Below are 12,293 nucleotides of genomic sequence, written 5' to 3'. Positions count from 1 at the left end.
TCCTGACTTTAGTTTAAAGTCGAAGTAAGGTAAGCATTACCCGAAGAGCCTCGTTAGCTCAGTTGGTAGAGCATATCACTCTTAATGATGGGGTCATAGGTTCGAACCCTATACGGGGCACCATTGTTATTTGTTGGCCCATTCGTCTAGCGGTTAGGACACCAGCCTCTCACGTTGGTAACACGAGTTCGAGTCTCGTATGGGTCACCACTTCAAAATTTATAATCCAATTATGCCTAGTAAAAATTAAACATTAAAAAACGAAAGAAAATATAAATTTTTAAAGAGAAGAGAGGAGCTATGCCCCTCTTTGGATTATTTTAGAGTTTGAATATACTCTGCAACAGCTTTTGCATCATCTTCGCTAAGTGGAGTAGCGATAGGTTTCATCATGGCACCCATGCCAAATTTATTAGCTTTGCCGGCTTTGTAGTCTTGCAAAGAAGCAACTATGGCAGCAGCATCTAGCGATGTTAGTGCAGGAACTTTGTTGTTAAACACTTTCTCTGCTTTTGCTCCATGACAGGCGATACATTTTTTATAGATAGTTGCGCCGTCAGCTGCAAACATAGAAGAAGCAAACAAGGCTGCAACGCTTGAAACAATAAGTAATTTTTTCATTTTTTTCCTTTACAAAAATTTATTTGAAAATTATATTATACAAAAGTAAAATTCTAACTTAGTCATAAAACTATATCGGTAAAGCGAAGAAAAGTTTTAGCTTACTTGTCTTCGCATTTGCCAAATTTACAAGCACGCTCGTATAGCTTTCTCGCTTTTGCCTCATTGTTGCTTAGTTTTGCTAATAAAAAACAAGCTTGAGCGTATTCAAATTTGCAACTTTTTGCTAACAGCTCAAGCACTTTTTTGCTATCTTGAGGATTGTTTTTGTGGAGCAATAGGGCTTGGTTATAGCATCCAACTCCATCGTTGTTTTTGCAAGCAAAGTCATATAGTTGCATAGCTTTTTTCTCGTCTATATTTTCATCCACGAGCCCTTGCTCGTAAATTTGTCCTAAATTTGAACAAGCTGTCACAAGCCCGTTGTTGCAAGCTTTTTCATAATAAATTTTAGCATCATTAAAATTTGAAAGCCTGCTAAAATTTACAGCAAGGTTGTTGCATGCGATACTTTGACCGGTTTCGCATTGCGCGATAAGTTTTTCTTGCTCTTGCCTGGCTTTTTCTTCAAATTTTTCCTCTTCGCTTTGCAGATAGCCAAAGCTTATTATCTTTTGCCATGACCAGCAACCGCTAAAAGCAAATGCACAAGCGATTATTAAAGCTAAATTTATGATTTTTTTATTCATTTATCTCGCCTAGTTTTATGCCAAGGCGTTTCATTTGAGGGCAAGCCTTGCTAAAACCTCTAAAACAAGCGACTTTATAAATTTGATACGCTCTTCTTTCGTCTTTTTCTACGCCAAGACCTAGCTCATACATAGCGCCTATGTTTGCACATGATGGGATATCGTTTTTTTTGCAAGCATTTTCGTAGGCGTTCATTGCAAGAGCATAATTCTGTGCTACGATCTCTCCTTTTCGGTATGCATTTGCTAAGTTATAGCAAGATCTAGCGCCTCCTTGGTTGCAACTTGTTCTATAAATTTCTGCTGCGCGCTTAGGATCTTTTTTGACTCCAAGACCATGCTCGTAAAGTATGCCCAAATTCGCACATCCAAGCTCAACACCGCCATTGCAGGCTTTTTCGTAGTATATTGCCGCATTTTCGTATTGTTTTAAAAATTCATAGTTAGCTCCGGCATCATTGCAAGCTGACATTTCTCCTTCGTTGCATTTTGGAACAAGAAGCATTATGGCATTTTGAGAGATCTGCTCTTTGTTTTTGACTATTTTTTGATCTTCGCTTTCTTGCCACTTACTTTCTTGGTCTATTATCTGGCCATCTTTTTGCGGGGAAAATTGTGATATTTGTGAACATCCTGTTAAAAGTATTACTAATAAAAATGGTATAAAATTTTTCATATTTGCTCCTTAAAGTCACTCAAAAAAGATTATTTTAACGCCTTGATTGAGCTTAGATGAGTAAAATTTGTCACTTAGATCGCCAAAAGTTTTGCCCATAAGACAAAACTTGTGTGGCGTATAGTGTTATTCGCGTCCGATGATGTAGTATGTTGTGTCGTTGATCTTTTCAAGTTTTATTTTGTATTTCTCCGCCCAATCAGCGATAATGTCTTCAACGCGTTCTTTTATCTCTGCAATAGTCGCTACGTTTTTTATCTTAAGCCTATCTTCGCTACCACTCATTGCAACAAAACAAAGATGTGGCTTTAAATGATCGTTTAAAGATACGATATTTTGTATATTTACGCCGTCCATGTTGTTAAAAATTCTTTGCATTTGAGCTACTGTAGTTTCGTTGATAGTGTAACCTAGTTGACTTAAAAGCGCGTTATAATCCATTATAATCTCCTTGTTTGTTAAAAATTTATAAACATTATAAGACTTTTAGGATAATATTTGCTAAATTTAAAGGAAAAGTGGTGAAAAAGCTTATATTTGTGTTCGTTTTGACACTGTTTTTATCAGGCTGCGTGTTTAATCAAAAATCAAATTCCGACATTAGCTACGATGATCCGCAAGCTCTAGAGCTCAAAGAGGCATTAATGCTTCATGAAGAGGGTAAATACAAAAAGGCATTTATGCGTTTTGAAGAAAAGGCAAAAGCCGGAAATATCCTTGCAATGTATCAAGTCGGAGTTTATTATAGAGATGGGCTTCATGTGAGTAAAGATCTTTTGCGTGCTATGTTTTGGTTTAAAACAGCGGGAAGATATGGTAATACCAAGGCTTTAAGAAGTGTTGGTTATATGTATGAGTATGGTCTTGGGGTTAATCAAAATTTCAAAAAAGCAAAGGCGTATTACTATGAAGCGTCAAATTTGGGCTCTGCTTTGGCAGATTATGATCTTGGCTTGTTATATCTTAAAACAAACGAGCAAAATGACGCTAAAATATTTCTAAATAGAGCTTGTGCAGGTGGCATAAATGAAGCATGCGAAAAATTTAAAGAGTTGAAATTTTAATCTCAACTCTTTTGGCTAATTAGCACACCTTCTATCATTTTTTTAATATCGCCGTCAAGTATGGCGTCTGTTTGACTATATGCCTCTCCACTTCTTACGTCTTTTACTTGCTGGTAAGGGAAAAGTACGTATGATCGTATCTGATGCCCCCAGCCGATTTCACTTTTTTCCACATTTGCGTTTGCCTCTTGTTGTTTCATGAGCTCAAGCTCGTAAAGGCGTGATTTGAGCATTTTCATAGCGGTTGCACGGTTTTTGTGTTGACTTCTGTCGTTTTGGCACTGCACTACTATGCCAGTAGGCGCGTGTGTTATACGTATGGCGCTTTCGGTTTTGTTTACGTGCTGACCGCCGGCCCCACTTGCACGGTAAGTGTCTATTTTAAGATCTTTTTCATCGATCTCAATCTCTATATCGTCATCTATCTCTGGGCTTACCATGACGCTTGAAAAGCTTGTATGGCGGCGTCCGGCACTATCAAAAGGACTTACTCTAACAAGACGGTGTATACCGTTTTCAGCCTTTAAATAACCAAAGGCATTTTCTCCTTTTACTATGAAGCTAACATCTTTTAGGCCGGCTTCGTCCCCCCCTTGAAAGTCAAGAGTTTCAACCTTAAATCCCTCGCGTTCGCAAAAGCGTAGATACATACGGTATAGCATCGATGCCCAGTCGTTGCTCTCTGTGCCGCCTGCTCCAGGGTGGATAGAGATGATGGCGTTTTTATTATCATCTTCGCCGCTTAGAAGCATTGAAATTTCAAGATTGGTTATCTTGTCTTCTAAATTTGAAGCATCGTCAAATAGTGCGTTTACAGTCTCTTCGTCGCTTTCAGAGTTTGCTAGCTCATAAAGATCTTTTGCGTCATCAACAGCACTTTTTGCACTGTTAAATTTTTCAAGCATATTTGAAATTTTAGTTTTTTCTTTGCCGATAGCAGTAGCATTTGCGATATCTTGCCAGAAATTTTCATCTTGTTCTAAATTTTCTATCTCTTTTAGTCTGGCTTTAATATTTTCTGGTTTTATGATAGCTGAGATGTTTTGAACTTTTGTGTGTAGGGTTTTTAAAAGCTCGGTATATTCGTAATTATCCACATGATTTCCTTGAATTTTTGGCTGATTTTATCCAAAAAAAGCTTATAGTCAAAATTTAATCATGAGTTTAAGAGCATTTTGCTAAAATACAGCCTTAAAAATCATAAAAAAGAAGTATATAATGGAAATTTTAAGAAGCGTAAAAGAGCTACGTGAATTTATAGCCAGTTGTAACGGTGAGATCGGTTTTGTGCCTACGATGGGTGCTTTGCATGAGGGGCATTTGAGTTTGATAAAAAAATGTGTAAGCGAAAACTGTATCAGTATCGTTTCTACATTTGTTAATCCAACTCAATTTTTGCCCGGAGAGGACTTTGAAAGCTATCCTAAAAAGGAAGAGTCAGACATAAAAATGTGCGAACTTTCCGGCGTTAATGCGATCTTTATACCTAATGGGCGAGAGATGTATTTTGAAAATGAACCAAAGATAAAAGCACCTGAAAAATTTGCAAATATCTTAGAGGGTAAAACTCGTCCTGGTCATTTTGACGGAGTTCTTAGAGTGCTTACAAAACTCTTTAATCTAGTCCGTCCAACGCGTGTTTATATGGGTAAAAAAGATGCACAACAAGTCTTAATAGTGCAAAATATGGTAAAAACCATGTTTATAAACACCCAGATAATACCTTGTGAGATCGTAAGAGAAAGCGACGGTTTGGCGCTTTCAAGTAGAAATGTCTACTTGAACGACGAGCAAAAATGCCACGCTTTAAGGCTGTCTCGCTCGCTAATGAATGCTTCAAATTTAATCAAAAAGGGTGAACTAAATGTTAGCGAGATAAAGGCTTGTATGCTAAATACGCTTGAGCCCTTACAGGTTGATTATGTTGCTGTTGTCGATAGAGAATTTAATGAAATTTCAAAGATAGAACTTGATAATGCCATAATCCTTGTTGCAGCCTATGTCGGCAAAACACGTTTGATAGATAATTTGTGGGTTTAAAATGAGCAAACTTTATCTTATATCTCTTGGCTGTAATAAAAATTTAGTTGATTCTGAAATAATGCTTGGTCGTCTTCGCAACTTCGAGCTAACAAATGAAATTTCAGATGCAGACGTGATAATCGTAAATACATGCGGTTTTATCGCTTCGGCAAAAGAGGAGAGTGTGCGCACTATACTTGAGATGGTAGAGGCTAAAAAACAAGGCGCAACGCTTGTTGTAACCGGCTGTTTGATGCAAAGATACCGCGAAGAACTTATGCGTGAACTACCTGAGGTAGATCTTTTTACGGGCGTGGGTGACTATGACAAGATCGATGAAATAATCTTAAAAAAGCAAAATTTATTTAACCCGGACGTGTATCTACAAAGCAACGAAGAACGTGTTATAACTGGCTCAAACTATCATGCGTATATTAAAATCGCTGAAGGCTGTAATCAAAAATGTAGCTTTTGCGCGATACCCACTTTTAAAGGCAAACTTAAGTCAAGAAGTCTTGAAAATATCATAGATGAAGTAAAAAGACTAGTCCAAAAGGGCTACTATGACTTTAGCTTTTTATCTCAAGATAGCAGCTCGTGGATGCGTGATAATGGCGTTAGTGACGGACTTATATCGCTTATTGATGAAGTAGAGAAGATCAATGGTGTTAAAAGCGCTAGAATTTTATACCTTTATCCAAGCACAACAACAATGGCGTTGATCGATAGGATAGTTGCTTCGCCTGTATTTCATAACTATTTTGATATGCCTATACAACATATCAATGATAAAATGCTACGCGTGATGAAACGAGGAAGCGGTGAAGCAAAGGTGCGTGAAATTTTAAGCGCCATGAGATCTGCTCCAAATTCATTTTTAAGAACCGGCGTTATCGTGGGACATCCAGGAGAGAGCGATGAGGACTTTGACTCACTTTGTAAATTTTTAGAAGAGTTTAAATTTGATAGAATTTCAGCATTTGCCTACTCAAGAGAGGAGGATACTGCTGCATTTGATATGGAGCAAATTCCTACTAAAATCATCTCAAAACGACTATCAAAGATAGAAAAGGTTATTAAAAAAACATTAGATGATAGCTTTAGATCACAAATAGGACGCGAGATAATCGCCAGTATAGAAGGTGAAAGTAGCGAGGGTGAGATGTTTTTTGGTGGTAAAATGGATATCTGGGATAAAGATATAGACGGCGAAATTTTAATTAACGAAAGTGATGAGCGTGAGCTTGAAGTTGGTGCTAGGTATCTTTGTGAGGTTACTGACTCTGTTGATAACAAATTAATTGCAAGGGTTATAAAAAGAGCTTAATCCTATGATAAATTTATCAAAAGAGAGTATTGATGCTTTAAAAAACGGTAAAAATTTACTGGCTTTTTCTCATGGTGTCGATAGTTCGGCACTTTTTTATCTGCTAAATGATGCTGTAGTTGAGTTTGATATCGCTATTGTAGACTATAATGTAAGAGCGCAAAGCAAAGACGAAGTAAGAAGTGCAAAAGCTCTTGCAAAAAACTTTAAAAAAAAGATCTTCACTCTTAGCGTTAAGCTTGAAGGCGGGAATTTTGAAGCCAAGGCAAGAGAAATAAGGTATGAATTTTTTAAGAAAATTTTTCTTGAACACGGATATAAAAATTTAATCTTAGCCCATCAGCTTGATGACCGCTTGGAGTGGTTTATGATGCAGCTTTCACGAGGCGCCGGACTTTTGCAGATGTTAGGTATGAATGAGCATGAAAGCAGGGAGTGGTGTGAAATTTATAGACCGCTCATTGGCATAAGTAAGGCTGAAATTTTAGCGTATCTAAAAGAGGGAAAATTAGTTTACTTTGTCGATGAGAGTAATGTCGATGAAAAATTTAAGCGAAATTTTATACGGGCTAAATTTGCAACAGAATTTTTGGCAAATTTCAAAGAGGGCGTAGCTAGAAGTTTTAAAATTTTAGAAGCCGAACGCGCTAAATTTGAGCCTAAGATAAGTAAAATTTCACAAGATCTTTATAGTGTTAAATACGACGAAAACACACTAAACGGCATTGATAGGGTAGCTAAAACTTTAGGTGTTGTGATGAGCGAGGCTCAGCGCTTAGAGTGCAAAAGGTGCCTAAAAGGTGGCTGTGTTATCTCGGGACGTATAGCGGTTGGTTTATACAAAGACGAAAGTGTTTTGATTGCACCGTTTGTAAAAACTAAAATGGATAAGGATTTTAAGGAAAAGTGCCGAATTCTTGGTATGCCGGCGCAAATTCGAGGCTATTTATTTAGTGCTGGCATAAATTTAGTGGAGTTAAGGTTTTAGACCATAAACACGTATATTAAAGATAGTGTGGATCTTGTCTCCATCGCCTTTCATATTGATCGGAAATTCGGCTCTAATTATGCTTTCGTATTTGCTAAGTGCATCTAAAAAATCATAAAATTTCTGCGGTGTTTTAACTGAGGTCGTGACATTTAGTTGATAGAGGAAAAAGCTTTCATCGGGATTAGTTTCTTCGGCTTCACTCAAGCTTACTTCGTTAAAAAAAGTAGAGGCGAAATTTATAAATTTCTGTTTGTCAAATTTTGCGTCATAAGAGGAGATGATAAATTCGTTTTTCTCCTTTAGGCTTTCAAGTGCCGCGATTTTACCGTCGTATGTTTGCTTGACCTTTGAATATGATGACATTTGAGAGCGATTTTCTCTACTTAGCTCTTTAAATTCTTTGATATTTGGCACGATAAATGCAAATATCATCACAAAGCAGATAACTATAAATATCAAAATATAAAGTAAAAGCTTGACTACGTCTATCTTTTCAAGGCTTGTGTCGCGTCTTTTACTCATTGTATCCCTCGGAGTTATCTATTTTGTTTGTGCTAATAAATCCATACCAGCCGTTTTTGGTTTGATAAAAGCTTGTGTTTGAAGTGGTAAATATTGATTTTAGCGGGGTTGCCAAAAGCTGGTTAAATACGTCTTTTGTTGGTGTGGTGCCTCGTATTATTAGTGAGTTTTTTTGCATCAATACCTCTTCAAGTGTAATGCTGTCAGGAACTAGATCGAAAAGATTATGTAGGCTTTTTTTAAGTAAAGTGTTCGAGGTGTAAATATCAGTTGCAGCAGAAATTCTTGTAGTTAATGTCGCCCAAACCTCATCTGCATGGACTATTTTTTCGCTTAAGCTTGTTTGCTCGGCAAATAAGTCTTTGGTGTTTGTGGCAAGCGAGTAGTTTTTATATATGATAAGTAAATTTACTAGCAAAAGAACGAAGAAAACAGAGCCGATAAGTGTTAGCCAAAGTTTGCTAAATAGGCTTAAAATCGGTCTCGGTTCAGGCGTAATAAAGCTAAAAGTCATAGTTTTATCTCCTCATACATAAGCTCGTTCATGATCTCAAGAGTATTTATAGGATAGACCGATGTCTCAACCAGTAGTTCTGACTCAAGGTATTGCAGGAATGTCGCGCTAGTTTTTGTGTTGTCAAATACAATTATTTGCTCGATAAAATCAGCGTCATAAAGCGGGTTGTTGTAAAATTCTTTAATGGCTGAAAGGATATATTCAAAAGTGTTCATGTCGCGTCCAAATAACGCAACGGACTTTTCTACATCTTGTGAAACCGGCATATTTAGGTCATATCCTAAGTCTTCAAAACCTTGAAATTTATCATCACCTAAAAGATCGTCAAGACTTTGAAAATCATCTATCGAGCTTGCCTCGCTCTCTTCTTTAACGATTAGGTTGTCAATATCCGTAATGTCTTCTAACTCAAGCTTTTGCTCGGTGAAATTTGTATCACCGCTTGGCTGGTTTTCGTTTATGATCGAAAACGTAGAAAGTCTCATTTTTTTATCTTTAAATATAGACAGTGTGACGGATTTTTCATGGTTATACACACAAAGCGTCGTTTTTTCAGGGATTTGGCGTTTTAAAAGCTCATGAAAAAGTAGGGCGATAGGCGAATATATAAGATCAACGCTATCTCTTCCAAATGTGTTTTTGGCTCTTCTAACGGCCAGCATATCAGCATAAATGCTCCATTCATTTTGCATTTTTATGCTTACAAGTCCGTCGGAATTTATATGAAATTTATTATATTCTTCCTCTTTGATGGTAGGAAGTGCCCCTTGGTATGGGCTATTAAAAAATAAAGATATGTATATATTAGAGTAGTTTTTCTCTTGTCTTTGTATGAAGTCAAGAACCTTTTGGTCTATGTCTTCGGGGTTTATGTCTGTAAATTTTGCGTTTATAGTGTTTATGACCTCTTTATTTTTAACGACACGTCCGTAAAATATGCACTCTGAATCCTCAATAAGAACGCTTAAAAATAAATTTGAAAACATACCGCGAATAGAAAACGACATACTTCTCCTAAAATCATAACTTATATAATGGTATCTAAAAACGTATTAAATAAGATTAAAAAAGCTCTTTTTTTAACTTTTCAAAATTCTCTTTCGTCTTTTTGGCTTCATCTTTTAAAGCGTCGTCGATAAGTATGCTGTTTTTTAAAAAGGCGTACTGCTCTATCATGATATCGCATATTAATTTTATACGCTCCTTGTCGCTGTTGCTGACCTCTCCTTGGCTGATGTTTTCGATCATTTTTATGTATTTTTTACCGTCGTTTATGTAGTTTGTAAATTCGAGAGAAATTTTACTTTGGTTAAGCAAGGTGTTTGCCATTTTGTTGTAGATATCAAGTTTTATAGCCTCTTCGCTTAGCTCAAGTGACTTTTGAAAATTGCCTATCTCATAATAAAATTTAGCCTTAAAGCTTAGCTGATATGATGTGTTTGTTTCGAAAAATAGCCAAGCAAAAAATATTATCAGTATTGCCAAGATAGCAGCTGTTGAGCGTGATTTTTTCATGTTTTACCTGTTTTTATTGGCGTTTTTAACCCACCATACTTTTAAATTTGCAACAAAATCGCTTTTATTTTCCTCGACGCTTTTGCCGCCGTCTTTTTGTGAAGCTTTCCATAAATTTTCTTGTATAAGCTCTTTTGCGTCATCTAGTTCTAAGCCATCAACTTTAAAAGGAGCGGAAAGGCTGAAATTTATAGTTGAAAATGGTTTTGGTATTATCATTTTATCCCAGCTTTTAAGTTGCCAGAATTTATCGGCTTCATAGTTTAGGACATAAATTTCAGAATTTGTTTTTTGTGCGATAACTACGGCGCCATCAGCGATGCTGTGTCTTGGTCCTCTTGGTCCATCTGGCGTAATGATGACATCAACCCCGCTTTTTATCTCTTTTAACGCGGTAATAAGTGCTTTTGCTCCGCCTTTTGAGCTGCTTCCTCGTATGGTATCGATACCAAAAAATTTAATTATCCTTGCAATAATCTCGCCATCTTTGTGGTCGCTGATTATAACTTTCCCGTGTTTTTGTTTGTTAAAATCTTTTGTCCAAAATTTTAAATACGCAAAGCTCATCATGGCTAGTCGCCCATGCCAAAACACAACAACGCAACCGTGCTTTGGAAGTCTTGTGTCGGTATATGTTTTTTTGCAGGTTAAAAAGATAATGCGCATGAGCAGGTAAATGGCCCATACGCTAAAATTTATAAATATACTTTTTTTGGCTCTACTCCACAAGTTCGCCATAAAGCACCATTCTTTTTGGATTAGTTATGCGCACTTTTAGTGTCTTGCCAAGCAGCTCTTCACTCCCTTGGACTTGAACTAAAAAGTTGTTAAAGCTTCGTCCTGCTACGGCTCCGTTTGCTCTAAGCTCTTCAAAATAAACGTCAAAAATTTTACCGTTTTGCTTTGCTACTATTTCATCTAAAATTTCATTATGACGACTTTGAAGTCTTGTTAGGCGTTGCGAGGCTATATCGTCTGGAATTTGGTTTGTAAATTCAGCTGCTTTCGTAAGCGGACGAGGCGAGTATTTAAAGCTAAAAACTTGCTCAAACCTAACTTTTTCAAGCACATCCATGGTGTCTTGAAATTCTGTATCTGTCTCGCCAGGAAAAGCCACGATGATATCCGTGCTAATGCTTACATCAGGGCAAAGTTCGCGAAGTTTTAAGGCACGGTCCAAAAACCACTCTTTGGTATATCCGCGCTTCATTTCACAAAGCACTTTTGTGTTTCCGCTTTGAAGCGGCATGTGCATGGATTTGCAAATTTTTGGGTTGTTTGCAAAAACATTTAAAAATTTATCATCCATGTGAAGTGGATGCGGGCTTGTAAATCGTATGCGCTCGATGCCATCAATCTCGCTTAGTCGTTCAAGCAAGTCGCTAAAATCAATCTTTTCATGTGCACTTGAAAAACGTTTACCGTAATTATTTACATTTTGACCAAGTAAAAATATCTCTTTTGCGCCTCTGTCGGCTGCCTTTTGGGCTTCTAAAAGTATTAAATTTAAAGGTATGCTTATCTCATCGCCACGCGTGTGCGGAACTATACAGTAAGTGCATTTTTTATCACAGCCTATTGATATATTTATGTATGATTTAAACGGCGATCCGCGAAATTCACCAAAGGCATAGTCGCTCTCATCGTAGTTTATATCGGTGCTAATAAATTTTGGAGTTTTGACGGCAGTTGAAATTTTACTGACGTTTCTAGCTCCTAAAACAAAATCAACATATGGCGCACGTTTAAAAATTTCACTACCCAAATGACTTGCCGTGCAGCCACAAACGCCTATTTTGGCACCTGGTTTTTTTGCCTTTTCAAATGCTCCGACCTCGCTAAAAAGTTTATGTACCGGTTTTTCACGAACAGAACAAGTATTTATAAGGATCAAATCCGCCTCACCCATATCTTCGGTTAAAGTGTAATTGTCTTTTTGGCTAAGCTCAGCGATAATATGCTCACTATCGCGAACATTCATCGCACAGCCTAGCGTTTGTATGAAAAGCTTTTTACTCATTATAAGATATGAACTTCATACATGTAGTCGTTGTCGTCAAGACCGTATTTAACGCTTCTATGATAGACGCTTAGTCCTTTTTCTTCAAAGTATTCAACTAGCTCGATCAGCTGTTTGTGACTGTTTTCTTTATCAAAATAAAAAATTTTTTGTCCGTCTTTGTTTACGGCAGCTTCGATTTTATCAAGTGAGATCGTTTTTGGTTTTGTATCAATCTCGGTTCTAGCGAGTTTTAGCTCCATTTTTTATCCTTGCTTGTAATTTTTGAATTTGTAAGTATATCAAATCGCTAATAAAAAGCACATTAAACTTTTTATTAGTAAGAAAAC

At 36.9% G+C, this 12,293-nt stretch carries 16 protein-coding genes and 2 tRNA genes; 6 read left to right on the top strand and 12 right to left on the bottom strand.

The features are described from left to right. Positions 1-47: 47 nt before the first annotated feature. Both CCAL5182_RS06430 and CCAL5182_RS06425 read left to right on the top strand, forming a co-directional pair. Positions 48-123: transfer RNA gene (locus tag CCAL5182_RS06430), tRNA-Lys, on the top strand. Positions 124-135: 12 nt separating this feature from the next. Next, positions 136-210: transfer RNA gene (locus CCAL5182_RS06425), tRNA-Glu, on the top strand. A gap of 105 nt (positions 211-315) precedes the next feature. Here CCAL5182_RS06425 and CCAL5182_RS06420 read toward each other — a convergent pair. The 4 genes from CCAL5182_RS06420 to CCAL5182_RS06405 all read right to left on the bottom strand — a co-directional run bounded on the left by CCAL5182_RS06420 (position 316) and on the right by CCAL5182_RS06405 (position 2,427). Further along, the gene (locus CCAL5182_RS06420; RefSeq protein ID WP_169937247.1) at positions 316-621 is read right to left on the bottom strand and encodes a c-type cytochrome; all 306 of its coding nucleotides are present in this window, start codon (positions 619-621) and stop codon (positions 316-318) included. Between the two features lie 101 nt (positions 622-722). Next, positions 723-1,310 (bottom strand): tetratricopeptide repeat protein, encoded by a 588-nt coding sequence (locus CCAL5182_RS06415; protein WP_336610542.1) that lies wholly within the window; start codon positions 1,308-1,310, stop codon positions 723-725. Then, the gene (locus tag CCAL5182_RS06410) at positions 1,303-1,986 is read right to left on the bottom strand and encodes a tetratricopeptide repeat protein (RefSeq protein ID WP_336610541.1); all 684 of its coding nucleotides are present in this window, start codon (positions 1,984-1,986) and stop codon (positions 1,303-1,305) included. The genes CCAL5182_RS06415 and CCAL5182_RS06410 overlap by 8 nt, the downstream gene beginning before the upstream one ends. Positions 1,987-2,112: 126 nt before the next feature. Beyond that, positions 2,113-2,427, bottom strand: coding sequence for a type II secretion system protein (locus CCAL5182_RS06405; protein ID WP_169937252.1), 315 nt, complete (start codon positions 2,425-2,427; stop codon positions 2,113-2,115). 80 nt (positions 2,428-2,507) lie between these two features. On the opposite strand from CCAL5182_RS06405, the gene CCAL5182_RS06400 reads away from it, so the two are divergent. After that, entirely contained in the window at positions 2,508-3,050 is a 543-nt protein-coding gene (locus tag CCAL5182_RS06400) for a tetratricopeptide repeat protein (protein ID WP_169971394.1), read from the top strand. Positions 3,051-3,052: 2 nt separating this feature from the next. Here the strand turns inward: CCAL5182_RS06400 and prfB are convergent, their stop codons facing one another. Continuing rightward, a complete protein-coding gene (gene prfB / locus CCAL5182_RS06395; RefSeq protein WP_336610540.1) occupies positions 3,053-4,147 on the bottom strand; it encodes a peptide chain release factor 2 in 1,095 nt (364 codons plus the stop codon). Positions 4,148-4,268: 121 nt separating this feature from the next. Here prfB and panC point away from each other — a divergent pair, with 121 nt between their 5' ends. The 3 genes from panC to tilS are packed head-to-tail and all read left to right on the top strand — an operon-like array spanning position 4,269 to position 7,387. Next, on the top strand, positions 4,269-5,090 hold the full coding sequence (gene panC, locus CCAL5182_RS06390; protein WP_169937258.1) for a pantoate--beta-alanine ligase: 822 nt from the start codon (positions 4,269-4,271) through the stop codon (positions 5,088-5,090). Between the two features lies 1 nt (position 5,091). Continuing rightward, a complete protein-coding gene (gene rimO / locus CCAL5182_RS06385) occupies positions 5,092-6,399 on the top strand; it encodes a 30S ribosomal protein S12 methylthiotransferase RimO (protein WP_336610539.1) in 1,308 nt (435 codons plus the stop codon). Positions 6,400-6,403: 4 nt separating this feature from the next. Beyond that, a complete protein-coding gene (gene tilS / locus CCAL5182_RS06380; protein WP_336610538.1) occupies positions 6,404-7,387 on the top strand; it encodes a tRNA lysidine(34) synthetase TilS in 984 nt (327 codons plus the stop codon). Here tilS and CCAL5182_RS06375 read toward each other — a convergent pair. The 7 genes from CCAL5182_RS06375 to CCAL5182_RS06345 are packed head-to-tail and all read right to left on the bottom strand — an operon-like array spanning position 7,376 to position 12,206. Beyond that, positions 7,376-7,912: a hypothetical protein gene (locus CCAL5182_RS06375; protein ID WP_169937263.1), complete on the bottom strand. Its 537-nt coding sequence runs from the start codon at positions 7,910-7,912 to the stop codon at positions 7,376-7,378. The two genes, tilS and CCAL5182_RS06375, sit on opposite strands and share 12 nt — an antisense overlap. Then, on the bottom strand, positions 7,905-8,426 hold the full coding sequence (locus CCAL5182_RS06370) for a hypothetical protein (RefSeq protein ID WP_169937265.1): 522 nt from the start codon (positions 8,424-8,426) through the stop codon (positions 7,905-7,907). The genes CCAL5182_RS06375 and CCAL5182_RS06370 overlap by 8 nt, the downstream gene beginning before the upstream one ends. Further along, the gene (locus CCAL5182_RS06365) at positions 8,423-9,436 is read right to left on the bottom strand and encodes a hypothetical protein (protein ID WP_169937267.1); all 1,014 of its coding nucleotides are present in this window, start codon (positions 9,434-9,436) and stop codon (positions 8,423-8,425) included. Before CCAL5182_RS06365 ends, CCAL5182_RS06370 begins: the two co-directional genes overlap by 4 nt. 55 nt (positions 9,437-9,491) lie before the next feature. Continuing rightward, entirely contained in the window at positions 9,492-9,944 is a 453-nt protein-coding gene (locus tag CCAL5182_RS06360) for a hypothetical protein (RefSeq protein WP_169937269.1), read from the bottom strand. 3 nt (positions 9,945-9,947) lie between these two features. After that, the gene (locus CCAL5182_RS06355) at positions 9,948-10,682 is read right to left on the bottom strand and encodes a lysophospholipid acyltransferase family protein (RefSeq protein ID WP_169937271.1); all 735 of its coding nucleotides are present in this window, start codon (positions 10,680-10,682) and stop codon (positions 9,948-9,950) included. Next, positions 10,663-11,967, bottom strand: coding sequence for a tRNA (N6-isopentenyl adenosine(37)-C2)-methylthiotransferase MiaB (gene miaB / locus CCAL5182_RS06350; protein ID WP_169937453.1), 1,305 nt, complete (start codon positions 11,965-11,967; stop codon positions 10,663-10,665). The genes CCAL5182_RS06355 and miaB overlap by 20 nt, the downstream gene beginning before the upstream one ends. Beyond that, on the bottom strand, positions 11,964-12,206 hold the full coding sequence (locus CCAL5182_RS06345) for an HP0268 family nuclease (protein WP_169971404.1): 243 nt from the start codon (positions 12,204-12,206) through the stop codon (positions 11,964-11,966). Before CCAL5182_RS06345 ends, miaB begins: the two co-directional genes overlap by 4 nt. Positions 12,207-12,293: the final 87 nt, after the last annotated feature.

Origin of the sequence: Campylobacter sp. 7477a (genome assembly GCF_014892335.1) — a bacterium.
Lineage (GTDB): Bacteria > Campylobacterota > Campylobacteria > Campylobacterales > Campylobacteraceae > Campylobacter_A > Campylobacter_A californiensis.
The sequence above is the reverse complement of the archived record's forward strand: the minus strand, read 5'-3'. Positions and strand labels throughout refer to the sequence as shown.